We start from the raw sequence: 17,474 nt of genomic DNA, 5'->3' as shown, positions 1-17,474 counted from the left end.
GAACGGGCAGCGGAGTGGTTCCAGGAAATAGCTCCTCCTTATAGACCGTACCCGAAACCGACACTGGTGGTCTGGTAGAGTATACCAAGGCGCTTGAGAGAACTATGCTGAAGGAACTCGGCAAATTGCACGCGTAACTTCGGAAGAAGCGTGACCCTTTTCTGCGCAAGCAGAGGAGGGTGGCACAGACCAGGGGGTAGCGACTGTTTATCAAAAACACAGGGCTCTGCGAAGCCGCAAGGCGACGTATAGGGTCTGACGCCTGCCCGGTGCTGGAAGGTTAAGAGGAGGGGTGCAAGCTCTGAATCGAAGCCCCAGTAAACGGCGGCCGTAACTATAACGGTCCTAAGGTAGCGAAATTCCTTGTCGGGTAAGTTCCGACCTGCACGAATGGCGTAACGACTTCCCCGCTGTCTCCAGCATAGACTCAGTGAAATTGAATTCCCCGTGAAGATGCGGGGTTCCTGCGGTTAGACGGAAAGACCCCGTGCACCTTTACTATAGCTTTACATTGGCATTCGTAGTGGCATGTGTAGGATAGGTGGTAGGCTTTGAAACCTGGGCGCCAGCTCAGGTGGAGCCACCCTTGAAATACCACCCTTATCACTATGGATGTCTAACCGCGGCCCGTTATCCGGGTCCGGGACAATGTATGGTGGGTAGTTTGACTGGGGCGGTCGCCTCCTAAAGAGTAACGGAGGCGCGCGATGGTGGGCTCAGAACGGTCGGAAATCGTTCGCTGAGTGCAATGGCATAAGCCTGCCTGACTGCGAGACTGACAAGTCGAGCAGAGACGAAAGTCGGTCATAGTGATCCGGTGGTCCCGCGTGGAAGGGCCATCGCTCAACGGATAAAAGGTACGCCGGGGATAACAGGCTGATGACCCCCAAGAGTCCATATCGACGGGGTTGTTTGGCACCTCGATGTCGACTCATCGCATCCTGGGGCTGGAGCAGGTCCCAAGGGTATGGCTGTTCGCCATTTAAAGCGGTACGTGAGTTGGGTTCAGAACGTCGTGAGACAGTTCGGTCCCTATCTGCCGTGGGTGTAGGAATATTGAAAGGATCTGTCCCTAGTACGAGAGGACCGGGATGGACGGATCTCTGGTGGACCTGTTGTGGCGCCAGCCGCATAGCAGGGTAGCTATATCCGGACGGGATAACCGCTGAAGGCATCTAAGCGGGAAACCCACCTTAAAACGAGTATTCCCTGAGAACCGTGGAAGACGACCACGTTGATAGGCCGGGTGTGGAAGAGCGGCAACGCTTGAAGCTTACCGGTACTAATAGTTCGATCGGCTTGATCGTTCTCATTCCTTATGCCCATCGTGAAACACGATGGTCTGGCCAGCGCTCACGCATGAGCGGCCCTTACGGGCCTATGCTCCGCGAGGGCGCCGGACGACCGGCGACGCGCAGTCGCGCTTGCGGGCTTTGCCCGAAAGCAAACTGTGGATGTCGCTCAGGCACAAAAAGACAGGTGAAGAGCAACGAGCCAATAGTGAATAGGCATCCCCTATTCACTATTGCCTTCTGCCCAATCCCTAACCCAGCTTCTCGAATAACGTGCGTTTTGCCGACCTGGTGGTTATGGCGGAGCGGCTGCACCCGATCCCATTCCGAACTCGGCCGTGAAACGCTCCAGCGCTGATGGTACTTCGTCTCAAGACGCGGGAGAGTAGGTCGCTGCCAGGTCTGCCAAACGCACGTTAAACTCACATCCAATCGGATGGATGTGAAATCTTCTCTTCACGAACAGGCCCGCCAACGGGACAACGGGCCGCGTAAGCGGCCCTTTCAATTTGGCGGCGCGAAGCAGGCAATCGCCCGCTTCCAAACATCGAAGCAGAAACACCTGCTTCCAGAAATCGAAGCAGAAAACACCTGCTTCCAGAGGTCGAAGCAAGCTCACGCTTGCTCATAGGTGGCGCGGGGTGGAGCAGCCCGGTAGCTCGTCAGGCTCATAACCTGAAGGTCACAGGTTCAAATCCTGTCCCCGCAACCAAATCAAAACAGCCCGGCTCACCCCGGGCTGTTCTTGTATCCGACTGATGGCCGCCCGCTGATTTGAGAACCCTCATCACAGGCCCAGCAAACACCCAAAGCCGACGCCCAAGGTCAAAAAGAAATCCAAGCCAAGCCAAGCCAAAGCGTTCAGCGGGCCACCGCACAAAAGGCAGACCTGTCGCCGAAGATAATCCAGCCAGCAAGCGATCGCGTCCGCAGTGTAAGCCGTCAATACTGCCGTCTCGACCAGAACCGGCGGGTGGGTTTGTCCCACCGCCGGCATAGGTGGTTCAACTCTTGATCTCGATCCGCTTTGCCTGCGCTTGCGCTCTCGCGGTCTTCGGCAATGTAACCGTCAGGACGCCGTTCCTGAAGCGCGCTTCGACATTGTCTTGCTCTACCTCGATGCCGAGCGGAATGCGGCGCTCGAAACGACCGTAATAGCGCTCGGAGAACTGGCGCTCCTTGTCCTCGGTCTCGGACCGCTTTTCGCCCTTCAGGGTCAGCACGTCGTCATCGAGCAGGACCTCGATGTCCTTTTCCTCCATGCCGGGCACTTCGGCCGTGACACGGACCTCCTTTCCAGTGTCGGAGATCTCGACGCTTGGCCAGCGTGCGCCGTCGGCGGCAACGGAAGACAAGGACGGCAGCCCCGAACCGAAACCACGGAAAACATCGTCGAAAAGACGGTTGACCTCGCGGTGCAACGACATGAACGGATCACGTTCGCCATCGCGCAAAAGGCTGGGCACCTGTCCGCGTTCCCGGCCAAAAGGAATGAGATCACGTACGCTCATTGTCTTTCTCCTCTTTGCTTGCGTCTCCACCACCGGGCGACCGGCGTCCGGTTGGTGGAAGCCCTGACCCGAATTGCCTCACGCGGCCTGTTTTTCCACTTGCACGGGCTTTGCCGCGGATTTTTCCTTGGCTTTGGCCATGCTGGTGCCGATCTCGATCTTGCGCGGTTTCATCTCTTCGGGAATCTCACGCTGAAGATCGACGGTCAGGAGACCGTTGACGAGGCCGGCGCCGGTCACCTTCACATGGTCGGCAAGTTCGAAGCGTCGCTCAAACGGCCGTCCGGCGATGCCGCGATGCAGGTATTCGCCATTGTCCTCTCCGGCACGCTCGCCGGCGATGACGAGCATGTTGGGTTCATGCACGATGCTCAATTCGTCTTGACCGAAGCCGGCTACCGCCATGGTGATGCGGTAGGCGTCGTCACCGGTCCTGGAGATGTCGTAGGGCGGCCAGTTGTCGACGTTCGCCGTGCGGCTGGCATTCTCCAGCAGGTCGAAAATGCGGTCGAAGCCTATGCTCGACCGATAGAGCGGTGAAAAGTCGAAAGCGGTTCTCATAGCCATATCCTCCTTCGCTGAGCAACATGGGTACGAGGAGTGCCAAGGATGCGGCACTCCTTGACCTGCCGGCCCTTCCGGCGCCGGCGGAATCGATCTGGGAACTGACGGGCGTGGCGTCAAGAGGCCTGATCGAACGTCTCGTCGAGATTCCGGCGGCCCTTGACGCGGCCTGAACGGCTGACCATCTCGATCACGGATGGACGGTCGCCGGTGACGCCATCCGATTGCTTACTCGCAAAAAGACGTCAAAAAACGGAGGAAGTGATGAACGATATTCGGTTTCCCCAGCCGATTACCCTCGAATTGTCGGACGCCCCACGCAAGGTCGCCAGCAGCTTCGAGGCTCTGGAATGCCTGGATCAACAATGGCCGAAATGGGCGCGCGGACCAAGCTGGCGCGCCGCCGGCCGTGCATGCCGTGATGCGCTGGATGGCTGGCGCAGCGGGCGTGCCGCCTACAAGGCCTTCTTGAAGGCGGCCAAGCGAGCCGGCCTGACGAGGGGCCGCTCCGCTTCGCCCCAGCAATTCCGTTCCGCGGCGATGTCAAGGACGGCCCAGCCGATGGCTGTCAGAGCAGGATGACACGAATCCCATCACTCATCCTGCTCGGGAACTCTGATTTTAGGTATGCTCAATCGAGCCTTTGAGCGCGCCGCGTTGCAGGCGACGCGCTTCAGGTTTTTTGATCCGCTCAATGTGATCCGCTCAATGGATGGCAACGATGCCGTCAACGGCGCGCCATTCCGACGGTGTGATTAGACGATGATGTGCGACGCGCACGGAATGCAGCGTGCCGTCCAGTTCGCTTTCCCAATAGCCAAGGAAGCCCTTCAGCTCCGGGAAATCGGGAGCGAGGTCGTATTCCTGCCAGACATAGAGCTGCAGCAGGTTGGGGTAGTCAGGCATATGATAGTGAATCTCGGCCGTGGTCAGGCCGTAGCCATCCATCTGCAGGCGGAATTCTCTGCTGACCGCAGTCACCATATGTTTCTCCTTTCGCTTACGACCTCATGCATTCATCCTGGCGAAGTCGTGCCGGAATTCATCCGGCGTGGACCGCGGCGCCGGCACGTCGATGTCGAGCTTGCACAAGGCCTCCATGACGTGGTCGAAGGAAACCGGCCGCTCGACTCCCGGCGGCAGGCGCAGTTCCGGCATCGACTCCACCGCGCAGGCATCCGAGGCCCAAGACGACAGGATCGCCCGCTTTTCCCAGAGGTCGAGCGCGTCGTCTTCCAATACCTCGTCAGGATGTTTGAAGTGCCTCGCCGGCGAAAGCAGCCGGTCAAGCGAGGTGTCGGGCGTGTCAGTCAGGGAAGGCATGATCGGCGAAAATTTCTGTCGGTCCATCGTTGTCCTCCGTCTGCAAAAACTCCTCGATAGCGTCCAGTTTCCGGCTGTGCTTCGGCAGCGCCGGCCAGGATAATCTTGTTGGCCCTCTACCAAAATTCAAGCGGTGAAATCGTCGACTTGGTGAGAATTCCTGCATGATAACAACGCGTTGGCACTCTCGTGCGACGAGTGCCAAAATTTTTGCGCCAACCTCTTGAAACCGGAAAATTCCAAAACTAGCTCGATATGCGCGCGCGATGCCTGAACAAGGGTCGCGGCACCTCGTGCCGGGCCGATATTGCCGGTCCGGCGCGGAGGAACCTCAAAAACTGTTTGTCCTTGAAGGAGAACGACATGACGTTCCGCCCATTGCACGACCGTATCCTGGTCCGCCGCATCGAAGCCGAGGAGAAAACGGCTGGCGGCATTATCATTCCCGACACAGCCAAGGAAAAGCCGCAGGAAGGCGAGGTGATCGCCGCCGGCCCCGGCGCCCGAAACGAAGCCGGGCAGCTACAGCCGCTCGACGTCAAGGTGGGTGACCGCATTCTGTTCGGCAAATGGTCCGGCACCGAGATCAAGCTCGGCGGCCAAGACCTGATCATCATGAAGGAAAGCGATGTGATGGGCGTGATCGAGCAGACCGCGACCGTGAAGAAGGCCGCCTGACGGCTTCTTGCCAAGTTATCAGTCAACGAAAGCTGCCTAAATTGAAGGAGTGATCCAATGGCTGCCAAGGAAGTGAAATTCCATACCGAAGCCCGCGAGAAGATGCTGCGCGGCGTCGACATTCTGGCCAATGCGGTGAAGGTGACGCTCGGTCCCAAAGGCCGCAACGTCGTTATCGATAAATCCTTCGGCGCGCCGCGCATCACCAAGGATGGTGTGACGGTGGCCAAGGAGATCGAACTGGAAGACAAGTTCGAAAACATGGGCGCGCAGATGGTGCGCGAAGTCGCTTCGAAGACCAACGACATCGCCGGCGACGGCACCACGACCGCGACCGTTCTGGCCCAAGCCATCGTCAAGGAAGGTGCCAAGGCCGTTGCCTCGGGCATGAATCCGATGGATTTGAAACGCGGCATCGACAAGGCCGTGGAGGCGGTCGTCGCCGAACTGAAGGCCAACGCTCGCAAGGTGACGAAAAACGATGAGATCGCCCAGGTCGGCACCATTTCGGCCAATGGCGATCCCGAGATCGGCCGGTTCCTCGCCGAGGCGATGGAGAAGGTCGGCAATGAAGGTGTCATCACGGTGGAGGAGGCCAAGACCGCCGAGACCGAACTGGAGGTGGTCGAAGGCATGCAGTTCGACCGCGGCTATCTCAGCCCGTACTTTATCACCAACCAGGACAAGATGCGCGTCGAGCTCGAAGAGCCCTACGTGCTGATCCACGAGAAGAAACTGTCCAACCTGCAAGCCATGCTCCCCGTCCTCGAGGCAGTCGTGCAGTCGGGCAAGCCGCTGCTGATCATCGCCGAGGATGTCGAGGGCGAGGCGCTCGCCACGCTGGTCGTGAACAAATTGCGCGGCGGCCTGAAGGTCGCGGCAGTCAAGGCGCCCGGCTTCGGCGATCGCCGCAAGGCGATGCTGGAGGATATTGCCATCCTCACCGGCGGCACGGCGATCAGCGAGGATCTCGGCATCAAGCTCGAGAACGTCACGCTGCAGATGCTGGGCCGCGCCAAGAAAGTGGTGATCGAAAAAGAAAACACCACCATCGTCGACGGCGTTGGCCGCAAGGAAGAGATCCAGGGCCGCATCGCCCAGATCAAAGCGCAGATCGAGGAGACTACCTCCGACTACGACCGCGAGAAACTGCAGGAGCGGCTGGCGAAGCTCGCCGGTGGCGTCGCCGTCATCCGTGTCGGCGGTTCGACGGAAGTCGAGGTGAAGGAGCGCAAGGACCGTGTCGACGACGCGCTGCATGCGACCCGTGCGGCGGTCGAGGAAGGCGTACTCCCGGGCGGCGGCGTCGCGTTGCTCCGGGCCGCCAAGGCGCTCGATGCCTTGCCGATCGACAATGCCGACCAGAGGACCGGTGTCGAGATCGTGCGGCGTGCGATCGAGACCCCGGTGCGCCAGATCGCGGAGAACGCCGGCGCCGAGGGCTCGATCATCGTCGGCAAGCTGCGTGAGAAGAGCGAGTTCGGCTGGGGCTGGAACGCCCAGACCAACGAGTTCGGCGATCTCTACGGTCAAGGCGTCATCGATCCGGCAAAGGTCGTGCGCACCGCGCTTCAGGATGCCGCTTCCGTCGCTGGCCTGCTGGTCACCACCGAGGCGATGGTAGCCGAGAAGCCAAAGAAGGAGGCCGCGACCCCTGCCATGCCCGCCGGCGCGGGCATGGACTTCTAGGACGCTTGGAGGCCGCCCGCTCCCAGAAGTGGGAGCGGGCGCTTCCCGGGGAAAGTTTGGAGAGAGACCACTATGACCGGTATCGGTTCGGTTTCGGCGCCCACGCATCCGGCAAACGAATTTCTCGCCTACGAGGCAGAATGCAGGAGCGTGCTGGGGCCATTGTTGATGCGCGTTCTCGACATGGCCGAGTCCGCAGGCTGGAGCCGCCGTACGGCGGCGTCGACGCTGATGTTCCTGGCCGCGCAGCATGTGTCGGCAGCCTCGGAAGGCTCCGGCGGCTCAACCAGGGATGGAGGACGCGATCATCGGAGCCCCACAGCAAACGATGGACCGATGTCCGGTTGGGAAGAGGACCGACATGATCGTGGGCCAATTGCGTGAATGCCTGAAAACGTTGAGGTGGAAAGCGGCAGACCTCGTCGACGAGCTTGGTTGCCCGCAAAGCCAGGTCGCCGCCTGGCTCGATGGGCGGGCGCTTCCGCCGCTTTCCGTCCTTGCCTGGCTCGAGGCGCTCGCCAGGGCGCATAGGGCGCTACCGGCGCCTGGCCGAGGCTCGCCAGTGCTCAAGCCAAGCCCGGTCGAGCCAGCCGAGATCAGGCTCGCGGCCGCCGGAAATCCGACGACACCGGCGCACCCGCCCTATCCGCGCCGACCTGTCTTCGCGCACCAGGCTGCCCGACATGCTTCGGTTCGTTTGCCATCGAATGGAGGTTTAAATCATGGCACAGATGCGCTTTGAAGAACCCGTGACGATCTTGGTCGGAATGGGGCTTCCGGTAACGATCGAGACTGCGATGGAAGCATATGCCGTGTTGCAGGACTGGCCCGTTGCCAGCCGAAACGGCGCCCATGCCGTCGCCCTCAACGCTTGCAAAGCCGGCATTGCCGGTGAGATCGATGCGGAAACCGTGCGGGCGACCTTGATCGCCTTCGCGCGCCGCAATGACATTCTGGTGCCGAATATGATCTCGCCTGCCAGTATCGCATCCGGTGGCCGCGCCGTGCGAGCGGATTGAGTATCTATTTGCGACCTATCGGTGAGCGCCCCGGCGACCAAAGCGATCAGCCCGCCAGCCTCGAGCTGGCGGGCGGTGCTCGCCGCCTCAGGCCGTTTCGACGAGACGCGAGCGTTTCTTCTCGGCGGCCGCCAGCAAATCGACGAAGGCGCGGACCTTGGCTGGCCGGAACCGGGCCGGAGGGAAAACGGCATGGATGCCGCCGGCAGGCAACATCCAGTCGGCAAATACCGGCACGAGACGCCCCTCGGCGATATCGTCGCCGACACTGTAGTCGGGAAATACGCCCAATCCGATACCGGCGAGCACGCAGGCAAGAGCCGCCGGGCTCTTGTCGCACATGATGACCGGGTTGAGTTCGGTCAACACCGTTTCTCCCTCTCTTGAAAACAGCCATTGGCCGATGCCGCGCAGCTGGGCGTTGCCGACCCAGGCAAGCGATCTTGCCTGGCGCGGGGTGACATCGGGCGGCAGGCTTGCGGCGAAGCTCGGGTTCGCCACCACGACCTGCTGTATCGTGCCCAGGCGCCGCGCCTGATTGGACGAATCCGCAAGCCAGCCGACGCGGATGCCGAGGTCGATCTGCTCGTCCACCAGATTGCTGACGGCGTCATCGAAAATCGCCTCGACGCGCATATGCGGATAGGTTCGGAGATAGGCGGCCATGACCGGCGCAACGATCTTCGTGCCATAGTCGAGCGGCGCGGTCAGCCTCAGCATTCCCTTGGGTTCGATCGCCCCGTGCGAGATCTCGCCATAGGCCGCTTCGGCTTCGCGCAGGATGATCATCGCGCGGTCGTAGAACAGGCGACCCTCCTCGGTCGGCATGACACGCCGCGTCGTGCGCCGCATGAGCGTCGCGCCCAATTCCTGTTCAAGCCTGCCGACCTGGTGGCTGACCACGGCCTTGGCTACGCCAAGCCGGTCCGCCGCCGTGGTGAACGAGCCTGTCTCCATCACCGTGGTGAAATAGACGAGCCGATTGAGATTCAGGAGTTCGGTCATGCGCTTTGTCTGATTGGATCAGACAGTCTGTATTATTGGACGCTATTTATTGCAAGACCGCCACCTGCCACATGTGGCCAAGAAGTCTGGCGGATGCGGCAGCCAACGCCACGGCAACGGAGACCGGACGATCGTGGGCAATCCAGAAGTGACCTACCTTTTCGATCCGCTCTGCGGCTGGTGCTATGGCGCAAGCCCGATGCTCGAAAAACTGTCCGCCAGCGGCGTGCGCATCGAGCTCTTGCCGACCGGCCTGTTTTCGGGGGCAGGCGCCCGGCCGATGGATGACGGTTTTGCCGCCCATGCCTGGGCGAACGACCAGCGCATCGAGCGCTTGACCGGACAGGTTTTCACGCAGGGCTATCGGGACAACGTGCTGAATGTTCGCGGCACGTTGCTGGATTCCCATGCCGCGACCCTCGCGATCACCGCGGCGGGCCTCGAAGATCCCGACCGCCGGCTCGCCGCGCTGAAGGCGATCCAGAACGCGCGCTATGTCGATGGGCGCGATATCGTCACGGTCGGCGGTGTCGCCGAGGTGCTCGCCGACGCCGGCATGGCCGATGCCGGCGAACTGGTGAAGGCGCCAACCGAAGGATTGCTGACAGCTCACCGCGAACTGGTCGGCCGAGGCCGCGCGCTGTTCCAGCGCCTGCATTCCAACGGCGTGCCTTCGCTCGCCATCATGAGCAACGATGCGCCGCGCCTCATCGGTTCGAACGCGCTGTTCGGCAGTTTCGACAATCTCCTCGCTCATATCGCGGCCGCGTGACCCCCAACCGACCTCCAACAAGGAATGGAAAAGACATGGCAAAAGTCGCTCTCATCGGCGCATCGGGCGCAGTCGGTTCGCGCCTGCTCAAGGAACTCTCCGGCCGTGGCCACACGGTCACCGGCATCGCCCGCAATCCTGAAAAAATCGCGGCGCTGCCTGGCGTGGCGGCCAGGAAGGGCGACGTCTTCGACATGGAAGGCCTGGCCAAGCTGATCCGCGGCCACGATGTGGTGATCAGTTCGGTGCATTTCCTCGACAGCGATGCCGACACGCTGATCGCCGCGGTGCGAGCCTCCGGCGTGAAGCGCTACCTGGTCGTCGGTGGCGCGGGCAGCCTTGAGGTCTCGCCTGGCAAGCGGCTGGTCGACACGCCCGAATTTCCTGACATCTACAAGGCCGAGGCGCAGAAGGGCGCTGACTTCCTGGACAAGCTGAAGACCATCGATGACCTCGACTGGACGTTCCTGTCGCCGTCCGCCATGTTCATCCCAGGCGAGCGGACCGGCAAGCTCCGCCTCGGCAAGGACACGCTTCTGGCTTCGGACAAGGGCAGCAGCATTTCCTTCGAGGATTACGCCATCGCGATGGTCGACGAGATCGAGAAGCCCGCCTACATAAAGCAGCGCTTCACCGTCGGTTATTGACTAGGCAGGCCTGGCCAGCTCGAAAGCGAAACGGCTTTCGGAGTTGGCGAGCCCAGCTGCTTCTTGTCCATCAACGTTCTAAACGTCGCCCGTCATCATCGCTCGCAGCCATGCCATGATGGCATCGAAGTCGATCGGTTTCGTCGTGTCGACGTCGAAGAGCGGGCCGCGCCGCAGCGGTTCGGCGCGCCTGGCGAGTTCGATCAGTTCGGGGATATAGGCCGCGCCTGGATGGCCGGCGGGACGCTGGCCGAGCCGGGCGCCATAGCGTTCGGCCAAAACCTCGCCCGGCGCATGGCACCAGATTTCGACGGTCTGTTCGACCCCGGCATTCCTGAGATGATCCTCGAGCAGCTCGCGCGGCTGGAAACCGAACCAGGCGTCGACGATGAATGTGGAGCCCGCTGGGGCTTCGCCGACGACTGACCAGATCGCCTGATAGCTGGCGCGGCCGAGCGTGCGGTTGAATGCGCGGTCGCCGCCGCCGAGCGCTTCGAGAAACGGATTCTTGATCGTATCGAGCGCAAGCAACGGCCATCCCATGCGGTCGGCGATGCCGCGCGACACCGTGCTCTTGCCGCTGGCCGGGATGCCGTTGACCAGCACGGCGCGCCTGGCCGCGCCGGCTTGCACAAAATGCCGGCCAAAAATCGGCGCTGTCGCCATGTCTGTTCCGGCCAGCGCCTGCAATCCCGCCCCGATCACGCCGGCGTCGTCGCCGAGCTGCGCCGGCTCGACCGGGCACTGGTACCACGGCGCCAGGGCCGGCGCGCGGCCGAGCGCCTTGTGTGCCGCCCAGCCAAGACCGCCGCCGAGCAGGACGACACCGGGGTCGAACATGGCGACGCTGGTATCGATGGCGGCACGCAAAGGCATTGCCCAGGCTTCGAGTATAGCGCGCGCCTGGACGTCTCCGGCGGCGTTGCGGGCAAAGAGCTGGTCGACCGAAAGGTCGGGACGCAAGCCGGCCCGCGCGATGTGACGGCCAAGCGCGGTGCCCGAACTGGTGGTCTCGACACAACCGTGCCGGCCGCAGGCGCAGATCTCGCCATTGACGTCGACGGTGATGTGGCCGAGCTGCCCTGCCGTTGCCCGGCCACGCATGATCCGCCGATCTTGAGCGACGGCCCCGCCAATGCCGGTGCCGATGGTGAACATGGCGACGTCGTGATGGCCCCGGCCGGCGCCGAGCGCCATCTCGGCGACCAGTGCCATGTTGCAGTCATTGTCGATGACGACGGGCTTGCCGGCCATGTCCTCCAGGCACTGCGCCAGCGAGACGGAGGCCAGATTGACATAGCCGCCGGACAGGACCGCGCGGCGATGCGCGTCGACGCGGCCGGGAACACCGATGCCGATGGCCGAAACCTCAGATGTATCGAGCCGGCGCACCATCCCGGCGATTCGCGAGAGCACAAGCTGCGGGTCCGGCGCGCTCTTTTCGGACAGACGTTCGAGGATTTCCCCGGTGCCCGAAATGCGGGCGGCCCGCAGATTGGTGCCGCCTATATCGATCCCTATGCTGAGAGGCATGACGTCCTGCACGTGCCGGTGATCCAACGCAGATATCAGGCGGCGGCCTTGCGCCGGTGATACCCGATCACCGCCTGGATCTCACGCAATCGCGGCACCGCGATGGCCTTAAGCCTTTCGCGCTGAATGTCACGATCGAGCGAGATGCAGTCCTTCCACAGCGAGCGGCCGGCGATGACGCCGGAGGCGCCGTTCTGCATGGCAATCTCGACCTGGCCGAGGAAGGTGGCGTGGTTGACGCCGGCCGAAAGCACCGCCCACGGCACCTCGCCGGCCATTCTCGTGATGTTGGCGCAGGCTTCCGGCGTTCCGGGATACGGAAGCTTCAGCACCTTCGCCCCGCACTCCAGCGAGATCCTTGTGCCTTCCTCGACAAGCCACGGCGTCTTCGCCGCATAATCTTCAGGGCTTTCGCCTTCGAGCTGATAGGTCAGGAATTCGACGACGAGCAACAAATCTTCCTGCCCGAAATCGGCGATGCATTGGCGCAGGATGGCAATGTTGTGCTCATTCGCTTCGGGCTTGTCGGCCCGCAGATACACCATGATCTTGCCGCCCGTGCCACCCAGTTCGCGCACGCGGCGCGCATCGATGCCGGGGACAAGGCGCGACAGGCGATAGCCTTCAGGCGAGACGTCGAAACCCGAGGCGTCGAGGCCGATAAGCAGCGCGGTATCGCGGTTCAGCACGCCCTCCTCGACAACCCGCGGCACCGCGCAGAGCGGGTCGAGCAGCACGCAGGACGCGGCACTTGCAAGGTAGCGCGTGATGTCGGCCTTGGTGTCGCCGAGCATGTCGTTGGTGATCCTGGCCTGTTCGGCCGGATCCGACGCCAGCAAGGTGCGCATGCCGCCGCGCTGGTCGCAGGCGATGGCCAGCATGGCCCCGTCCTTGCCGCATATCTGCTGATAGCCGCGCAGCTCCGCGGTGGTCATCTTTGTCATGGTCTCTGTCCGATGTTGGCGCTCTCTGGCCGAGGGCGCGGATCCCGTGGAAACAAGAATGTTCAGTTTTTGCCCGCCTGCCGGCAGGGGAGAATTGCCGTCTTGATGCGCCGTCCATTGCCCGGAAAAGCACACCTTGCCGGCGCCTGGGCAGGACGGCCTCAAGTTGCGAGTTCGTCGGATTTGCGCGATAACTCCCATCGGCGTATACGTGTGTAACACGTTGCTGAAAGGAATTGCAAGCTGGCTGTCCCTCCCATTCAGGATGCGACCGCATCGCGCACGATGCTGCACACGGTCGCCAAACTGCATTACGAGGCGGAGATGTCGCAGGTCGATATCGCGCGGCAGCTTGGCGTCTCCACCGCGACCATATCGCGCCTCTTGCAGCGGGCGCGGGCGGAAGGGATCGTCCGTATCGAGGTTCTCGATCTGGCGGCACCTGAGGAGATCACCGGACAGCTAATCGATAGGCTAGGCCTGCGTGACGCAGCGGTGGTCGAGACGCCGGCCGCAGGCGCGCTGACGGCGCTGGCCGGCCCGCTCGGCGGCCTTCTCAAGCAGGCGCAATTGGTGGCCGGCTCCGTGGTCGCCATCGGCTGGGGGCGCGCGGTGCGCGAGGTGATCCGCGCCGGCCTGCCGCGCATTCCGGGCGTGCTGACCGTTGCCGCCACCGGCGGCATGCAGCAGCACGCGGCGCATTTTCAGGTCAACGAATTCGTCCGCCTCGCCGCCGAGGAGTTCGGCGGGACACCGCACTTCATTCATGCGCCCTATCTGCCTTCCAGTGAATTGCGTGAAGTCTTCCTTGGTGATGCCGCCATCAGCGATGCCGTCGCGCTGTGGGACAGGACCGATGTGGCGATCGTCGGCATCGGCCTGCCGCATGCCATCAATGCACCCGAGGCGAGCGCCGCCACGCCGAGCGAGCAGGCGCTGGTCCATGCGGCCGGCGATGTCCTTCGGCATTATTTCGATGCCGATGGCGCGCTGATCGCCTGGGAAGGAGAGGGCCGGATGATCGCTATGTCGCCGGCGCAGCTCCGCGCCGTGCCGCTGGTGATCGGTGTCGCGGCGTCGCCGGAAAAGGCGACGGCCATCATCGGCGCCGCTCGCGCCCGGCTGATCAACGCCGTGATAACGGATACGAAGACGGCGCAAGCCATCCTCGCTACCCTGCCGCCGCGATAGTGCCGCCCGCCGCCCCGCCGCCGCATTCCAGTTCGCGAGGGCGATTTTACGAAATCGGTTGTGCCGCCGAGAAGTCGAGGCAATAGTTCGGCGGGACTTTGTGGAGCAGTCGGATGTTGCGTGAAAAATCCGGCGTTGCGACCCGGAAAACCGAGTTGCAATTTATTTCTGCAAAGTGTTACAAGTTTGTGAACTTGGCGTGCAATGCATGCCGGGTGCCGTGGTTCTCTGACCTCGCGGAGGCGAGGAAGTGACCGTGGCTATCGTGCCGGTCGGCTGGACCGGCTGACATATCGACTGGAGGGCGCTTGGGAGGAGCTGCCCGCGAAAAGCAAACAGGCGTTCCCGGCCGTCTTGTCCCAAGCGGACGACGGCCATTCGATGTCACTTGCAACGGCAGATCTGCCAACACAATGAGGAGGATGTCATGAAGAAGATCGTTGCCGCGCTCGCGGCTCTCGCCGTCAGCGCGACGGTGCTTATCGCGCCCGCGCAGGCGCAGGACAAGAAATACACCATCGCGCTCGTTCCGGGCCTGACCACCGACGGTTTCTACATCACCATGCGCAAGGGCGCCCAGGCCGCGGCCGACGCCCTTGGCGTGAACCTGGTCTTCCAGGGCGCTCCTGAGTTCAATCCGGTCACCCAGGTGCCGGTGCTCGACGCGGTCATCGCCAAGAAGCCGGACGCGATCCTGATCGCGCCTACCGACAAGGTCCAGCTGGTCGAGCCGCTGCGCAAGGCCAATGACGCAGGCATTCCGGTCATCACCGTGGATACGTTCATCGGCACCGGCGCCTATCAGACCGGAGCGGGTGACGCCGATTTCCCGCTGGCCTACATCGCTTCGGACAATGTGCTGGGCGGCGAAATCGCGGCGCGGGCGCTTGCCAAGGCCGTCGGCGACAAGGGCAAGGTCTACGTCTCCAACGTCAAGCCCGGCATCTCGACCACCGACCAGCGCGAGGAAGGCTTCAAGAAGGAGATGGCCAACCATCCCGGCATCACCGTTCTCGAGACCCAGTTCAATGACGACGACGCCAACAAGGCGGCCTCGCAGCTGCAGGCGGTGTTCGCGCGCAACCCCGACCTCGTCGGCGTGTTCGGCGCCAATCTGTTCTCGGCGCTGGGCGCCGCCAATGGCGTCAAGCAGGCAGGGCAGACGGGCACCGTCAAAGTGGTTGCCTTCGATGCTCCGACCAGCATCGTCGACAACATCAACACCGGCCTTGTGGATGTGGCGATCGCCCAGCATCCCGCAGAGATCGGCTATTTCGGCGTCGTCTCGGCCTATGCCCACCTGACCGGCCAATCCATCCCGGTCACGATCGGCACCGGCTTCACGATCATGGACAAGTCCAACATCGCCGATCCGAACATCTCGAAGTATCTCTACTCCGAGTAAGTCCGGACCAGCTTGGCTCTTCCCGGTGCGCCGGGAGGAGCCTGTGCCGGTCCCGCCAGGGCGGGACCTGTTTGAAGGCAGCCGCGCCGCGGAGTACTCATGACCTCGACATCACCAGCACAGCCAGCCGAGAAGCATGTCGCCCCCCAGGCTGACCACGGCGATCCCGCCAGGAGCTGGATCGCACGCATCGCCGAGGGGCGCGCCTGGCTGTTTCTCGCCGGCCTGATCATCTGTTTCGAGATCTGGTCGCGGAGCGCCTTCGGCGCCACTTTCGTGCTCAATCCGTTCAATCTGCAATCCATCGCGATTTTCGCCGTGGCGCCGCTGCTTTTGGCGACCGGGCAGACCTTCGTCATCATATCAGGCGGCATCGACCTTTCGCTCGGCTTCATCATGGGCCTTGCCGCGGTCATCGCCGCGCATGCCACCAACATGGCGGGCGCCGCCATTCCGTTGCCGTTGGCCATGCTGGCCGGCATCCTTGCCGCGGTGATCGTGGCCGGCGTGCCCGGCGTCATCAACGGCTTGCTGATCTCGCGGCTCAGGGTTCCGCCCTTCATCGGCACGCTCGGCATGTTCGGCGTCGCCCGCGGTGTCGCCTTCCTGCTTGCCGGCGGCACGACAGTGCCGGTACAGAATTCCTGGTTCGCACTGCTCGGCAACGGCAAGTTCCATGGCGTGCCCTATCTGGTGATGATCGCTGCTGTCTTCGTCGTCGTGATGCACTATCTGCTCAGCCAGACCCGTTTCGGCCAGCACAATTACGCCATCGGCGCCAATGTGCAGGCGGCGCGCCGCGCCGGCATCGACATCAGGGGCCACATCCTGCGGCTCTACGTGCTGTCGGCAATGTGCGCCGGCCTTGGCGGCGCGCTTTATGCCGCGCGCTTCACGGCGGGGGCAGCGCAGGCCGGCGAACCGCTGCTGCTCGACAGCGTCGCGGCGGTGGTGATCGGCGGCGCCAGCCTGTTCGGCGGCTCCGGCACCATCTTCGGCACCGTCGCCGGCGCGCTGGTGATCGCGGTCATCCAATACGGGCTGGTCTTCGTCAATGTGGAGCCGTTCTGGCAGTTCATCGCCGTCGGCGTCGTCATCATCATTTCCGTTCTCATCGACCAGGCGCAGCGCCGGTTCAGTGGAGCCCGTCAGGATGAATAGCACCGAGCCCCTCCTCGAAGTCCGGAACCTTTCCAAGCACTTCGGTGCGGTACGGGCGCTCAACGATTTCTCCATGGCCGTGCGGCCGGGCGAAGTGGTGGCGCTTGCCGGCGACAATGGCGCCGGCAAGACGACCCTGATCAAGGCAATATCGGGCGTGTTCCAGCCGACGGGCGGAGAAATCCTGCTCAGAGGTCAGCCGGTGGCTTTCGCCACGCCGCAGGAGGCGCGCGAAAAGGGCATCGAGACGATCTACCAGGATCTCGCGCTGGCCGACAATCTGTCGATCGGTGCCAACATCTTCCTCGGCCGCGAACCGATGCGCAAGGCGTTCGGCTTCCTGCCGGTGCTCGACCGCAAGGCCATGGCCGAGGCCGCCAGGGAGACGATGAAGCGGCTGGACTTTCACGTCAGCCGGTTGAACGCGCCGGTCAGCAATTTCTCCGGCGGCCAGCGGCAGGCCGTGGCCATCGGCCGCGCCGTCTACTGGGACGCGCAGATCCTGATCATGGATGAACCGACGGCCGCGCTCGGCGTGCCGGAGCAGCGCAAGGTGATTTCGCTCATCCATCAGCTCAAGGCGCAAGGGCGCGGCGTGATCTTCATCTCGCATAATCTCCAGGACATCTTCGCCGTTTCCGATCGCATCGTCGTGCTGCGGCGTGGGATCCAGGCCGGCGAGCGCAAGATTTCCGAGACCAACCATGACGAGGTCGTCAGGCTGATGGTCGGCGGCTAAG

At 62.7% G+C, this 17,474-nt stretch carries 19 protein-coding genes, 1 tRNA gene and 2 rRNA genes (1 of these 22 cut by a window edge); 15 read left to right on the top strand and 7 right to left on the bottom strand.

Annotation, left to right across the window (positions count from 1 at the left end; translation table 11 throughout):
* From FJ867_RS06600 to FJ867_RS06590, 3 genes are all read left to right on the top strand, one after another.
* Positions 1–1,307, top strand: a 23S ribosomal RNA gene (locus tag FJ867_RS06600); it begins 1,504 nt to the left of the window's first position.
* A gap of 272 nt (positions 1,308–1,579) precedes the next feature.
* Positions 1,580–1,694 (top strand): 5S ribosomal RNA (gene rrf / locus FJ867_RS06595).
* A gap of 233 nt (positions 1,695–1,927) precedes the next feature.
* Positions 1,928–2,004 (top strand) — tRNA-Met (locus tag FJ867_RS06590).
* A 292-nt stretch (positions 2,005–2,296) separates the two neighbouring features.
* On the opposite strand, the gene FJ867_RS06585 is transcribed toward FJ867_RS06590, so the two are convergent.
* Together FJ867_RS06585 and FJ867_RS06580 are read right to left on the bottom strand one after the other, a co-directional pair.
* The gene (locus tag FJ867_RS06585) at positions 2,297–2,803 is read right to left on the bottom strand and encodes an Hsp20/alpha crystallin family protein (RefSeq protein WP_140584074.1); all 507 of its coding nucleotides are present in this window, start codon (positions 2,801–2,803) and stop codon (positions 2,297–2,299) included.
* A gap of 78 nt (positions 2,804–2,881) precedes the next feature.
* The gene (locus tag FJ867_RS06580; RefSeq protein WP_140500457.1) at positions 2,882–3,364 is read right to left on the bottom strand and encodes an Hsp20 family protein; all 483 of its coding nucleotides are present in this window, start codon (positions 3,362–3,364) and stop codon (positions 2,882–2,884) included.
* A gap of 26 nt (positions 3,365–3,390) precedes the next feature.
* Between FJ867_RS06580 and FJ867_RS28665 the strand changes: the two genes are divergently transcribed.
* Both FJ867_RS28665 and FJ867_RS06575 read left to right on the top strand, forming a co-directional pair.
* Positions 3,391–3,540 (top strand): hypothetical protein, encoded by a 150-nt coding sequence (locus FJ867_RS28665; protein ID WP_181165362.1) that lies wholly within the window; start codon positions 3,391–3,393, stop codon positions 3,538–3,540.
* On the top strand, positions 3,527–3,949 hold the full coding sequence (locus FJ867_RS06575; RefSeq protein ID WP_224619266.1) for a DUF982 domain-containing protein: 423 nt from the start codon (positions 3,527–3,529) through the stop codon (positions 3,947–3,949). The genes FJ867_RS28665 and FJ867_RS06575 overlap by 14 nt, the downstream gene beginning before the upstream one ends.
* Before the next feature lie 123 nt (positions 3,950–4,072).
* Here FJ867_RS06575 and FJ867_RS06570 read toward each other — a convergent pair whose 3' ends face one another.
* Together FJ867_RS06570 and FJ867_RS06565 are read right to left on the bottom strand one after the other, a co-directional pair.
* Positions 4,073–4,351 carry an usg protein gene (locus FJ867_RS06570; RefSeq protein WP_140500453.1) on the bottom strand — a complete coding sequence of 93 codons (279 nt, stop codon included), beginning with the start codon at positions 4,349–4,351 and terminating at the stop codon, positions 4,073–4,075.
* A 24-nt stretch (positions 4,352–4,375) separates the two neighbouring features.
* Positions 4,376–4,717 carry a hypothetical protein gene (locus tag FJ867_RS06565; RefSeq protein WP_224518916.1) on the bottom strand — a complete coding sequence of 114 codons (342 nt, stop codon included), beginning with the start codon at positions 4,715–4,717 and terminating at the stop codon, positions 4,376–4,378.
* Positions 4,718–5,053: 336 nt separating this feature from the next.
* Between FJ867_RS06565 and FJ867_RS06560 the strand changes: the two genes are divergently transcribed.
* The 4 genes from FJ867_RS06560 to FJ867_RS06545 all read left to right on the top strand — a co-directional run bounded on the left by FJ867_RS06560 (position 5,054) and on the right by FJ867_RS06545 (position 8,076).
* Positions 5,054–5,368, top strand: coding sequence for a co-chaperone GroES (locus FJ867_RS06560; protein ID WP_140513826.1), 315 nt, complete (start codon positions 5,054–5,056; stop codon positions 5,366–5,368).
* A gap of 57 nt (positions 5,369–5,425) precedes the next feature.
* Complete coding sequence (groL, locus tag FJ867_RS06555; protein WP_140513825.1) at positions 5,426–7,057, top strand: chaperonin GroEL; 1,632 nt, start codon at positions 5,426–5,428, stop codon at positions 7,055–7,057.
* A gap of 72 nt (positions 7,058–7,129) precedes the next feature.
* Positions 7,130–7,441: a hypothetical protein gene (locus FJ867_RS06550; RefSeq protein ID WP_224518917.1), complete on the top strand. Its 312-nt coding sequence runs from the start codon at positions 7,130–7,132 to the stop codon at positions 7,439–7,441.
* Between the two features lie 338 nt (positions 7,442–7,779).
* On the top strand, positions 7,780–8,076 hold the full coding sequence (locus FJ867_RS06545) for a DUF982 domain-containing protein (protein WP_140624452.1): 297 nt from the start codon (positions 7,780–7,782) through the stop codon (positions 8,074–8,076).
* A gap of 87 nt (positions 8,077–8,163) precedes the next feature.
* Here FJ867_RS06545 and FJ867_RS06540 read toward each other — a convergent pair whose 3' ends face one another.
* Positions 8,164–9,081 carry a LysR family transcriptional regulator gene (locus tag FJ867_RS06540; protein WP_140816832.1) on the bottom strand — a complete coding sequence of 306 codons (918 nt, stop codon included), beginning with the start codon at positions 9,079–9,081 and terminating at the stop codon, positions 8,164–8,166.
* Between the two features lie 133 nt (positions 9,082–9,214).
* Here FJ867_RS06540 and FJ867_RS06535 point away from each other — a divergent pair, with 133 nt between their 5' ends.
* Together FJ867_RS06535 and FJ867_RS06530 are read left to right on the top strand one after the other, a co-directional pair.
* Positions 9,215–9,853, top strand: a complete 639-nt coding sequence (locus tag FJ867_RS06535; RefSeq protein ID WP_140624450.1) for a DsbA family protein — start codon at positions 9,215–9,217, stop codon at positions 9,851–9,853.
* A 35-nt stretch (positions 9,854–9,888) separates the two neighbouring features.
* Positions 9,889–10,500 (top strand): NAD(P)-dependent oxidoreductase, encoded by a 612-nt coding sequence (locus FJ867_RS06530; RefSeq protein WP_140624449.1) that lies wholly within the window; start codon positions 9,889–9,891, stop codon positions 10,498–10,500.
* 78 nt (positions 10,501–10,578) lie between these two features.
* Here FJ867_RS06530 and FJ867_RS06525 read toward each other — a convergent pair whose 3' ends face one another.
* Positions 10,579–12,033 (bottom strand): ROK family protein, encoded by a 1,455-nt coding sequence (locus tag FJ867_RS06525; protein ID WP_140624448.1) that lies wholly within the window; start codon positions 12,031–12,033, stop codon positions 10,579–10,581.
* A 35-nt stretch (positions 12,034–12,068) separates the two neighbouring features.
* Positions 12,069–12,977 (bottom strand): tagatose-bisphosphate aldolase, encoded by a 909-nt coding sequence (locus tag FJ867_RS06520; protein ID WP_140624447.1) that lies wholly within the window; start codon positions 12,975–12,977, stop codon positions 12,069–12,071.
* Positions 12,978–13,262: 285 nt separating this feature from the next.
* Between FJ867_RS06520 and FJ867_RS06515 the strand changes: the two genes are divergently transcribed.
* The 4 genes from FJ867_RS06515 (at position 13,263) to FJ867_RS06500 (ending at position 17,473) form a co-directional block, all read left to right on the top strand.
* On the top strand, positions 13,263–14,168 hold the full coding sequence (locus tag FJ867_RS06515; protein WP_140624446.1) for a sugar-binding domain-containing protein: 906 nt from the start codon (positions 13,263–13,265) through the stop codon (positions 14,166–14,168).
* Between the two features lie 427 nt (positions 14,169–14,595).
* On the top strand, positions 14,596–15,573 hold the full coding sequence (locus FJ867_RS06510) for an ABC transporter substrate-binding protein (protein WP_140500438.1): 978 nt from the start codon (positions 14,596–14,598) through the stop codon (positions 15,571–15,573).
* Between the two features lie 99 nt (positions 15,574–15,672).
* A complete protein-coding gene (locus FJ867_RS06505; protein ID WP_140500436.1) occupies positions 15,673–16,734 on the top strand; it encodes a ribose ABC transporter in 1,062 nt (353 codons plus the stop codon).
* The gene (locus FJ867_RS06500; protein ID WP_140500435.1) at positions 16,727–17,473 is read left to right on the top strand and encodes an ATP-binding cassette domain-containing protein; all 747 of its coding nucleotides are present in this window, start codon (positions 16,727–16,729) and stop codon (positions 17,471–17,473) included. Before FJ867_RS06505 ends, FJ867_RS06500 begins: the two co-directional genes overlap by 8 nt.
* Position 17,474: the final 1 nt, after the last annotated feature.

Origin of the sequence: Mesorhizobium sp. B2-5-3, from assembly GCF_006441005.1 — a bacterium.
Lineage (GTDB): Bacteria > Pseudomonadota > Alphaproteobacteria > Rhizobiales > Rhizobiaceae > Mesorhizobium.
The sequence above is the reverse complement of the archived record's forward strand: the minus strand, read 5'-3'. Positions and strand labels throughout refer to the sequence as shown.

Bases quoted from the DNA above. Each gene is read 5' to 3' on its own strand.
- FJ867_RS06585 (WP_140584074.1), bottom strand. From the start codon at position 2,803: ATGAGCGTACGTGATCTCATTCCTTTTGGCCGGGAACGCGGACAGGTG.
- FJ867_RS06540 (WP_140816832.1), bottom strand. From the start codon at position 9,081: ATGACCGAACTCCTGAATCTCAATCGGCTCGTCTATTTCACCACGGTG.
- FJ867_RS06515 (WP_140624446.1), top strand. From the start codon at position 13,263: ATGCTGCACACGGTCGCCAAACTGCATTACGAGGCGGAGATGTCGCAG.
- FJ867_RS06525 (WP_140624448.1), bottom strand. From the start codon at position 12,033: ATGCCTCTCAGCATAGGGATCGATATAGGCGGCACCAATCTGCGGGCC.
- FJ867_RS06565 (WP_224518916.1), bottom strand. From the start codon at position 4,717: ATGGACCGACAGAAATTTTCGCCGATCATGCCTTCCCTGACTGACACG.
- FJ867_RS06545 (WP_140624452.1), top strand. From the start codon at position 7,780: ATGGCACAGATGCGCTTTGAAGAACCCGTGACGATCTTGGTCGGAATG.
- FJ867_RS06530 (WP_140624449.1), top strand. From the start codon at position 9,889: ATGGCAAAAGTCGCTCTCATCGGCGCATCGGGCGCAGTCGGTTCGCGC.
- FJ867_RS06580 (WP_140500457.1), bottom strand. From the start codon at position 3,364: ATGAGAACCGCTTTCGACTTTTCACCGCTCTATCGGTCGAGCATAGGC.
- groL (WP_140513825.1), top strand. From the start codon at position 5,426: ATGGCTGCCAAGGAAGTGAAATTCCATACCGAAGCCCGCGAGAAGATG.
- FJ867_RS06510 (WP_140500438.1), top strand. From the start codon at position 14,596: ATGAAGAAGATCGTTGCCGCGCTCGCGGCTCTCGCCGTCAGCGCGACG.
- FJ867_RS06505 (WP_140500436.1), top strand. From the start codon at position 15,673: ATGACCTCGACATCACCAGCACAGCCAGCCGAGAAGCATGTCGCCCCC.
- FJ867_RS06520 (WP_140624447.1), bottom strand. From the start codon at position 12,977: ATGACAAAGATGACCACCGCGGAGCTGCGCGGCTATCAGCAGATATGC.
- FJ867_RS06550 (WP_224518917.1), top strand. From the start codon at position 7,130: ATGACCGGTATCGGTTCGGTTTCGGCGCCCACGCATCCGGCAAACGAA.
- FJ867_RS06570 (WP_140500453.1), bottom strand. From the start codon at position 4,351: ATGGTGACTGCGGTCAGCAGAGAATTCCGCCTGCAGATGGATGGCTAC.
- FJ867_RS28665 (WP_181165362.1), top strand. From the start codon at position 3,391: ATGGGTACGAGGAGTGCCAAGGATGCGGCACTCCTTGACCTGCCGGCC.
- FJ867_RS06500 (WP_140500435.1), top strand. From the start codon at position 16,727: ATGAATAGCACCGAGCCCCTCCTCGAAGTCCGGAACCTTTCCAAGCAC.
- FJ867_RS06560 (WP_140513826.1), top strand. From the start codon at position 5,054: ATGACGTTCCGCCCATTGCACGACCGTATCCTGGTCCGCCGCATCGAA.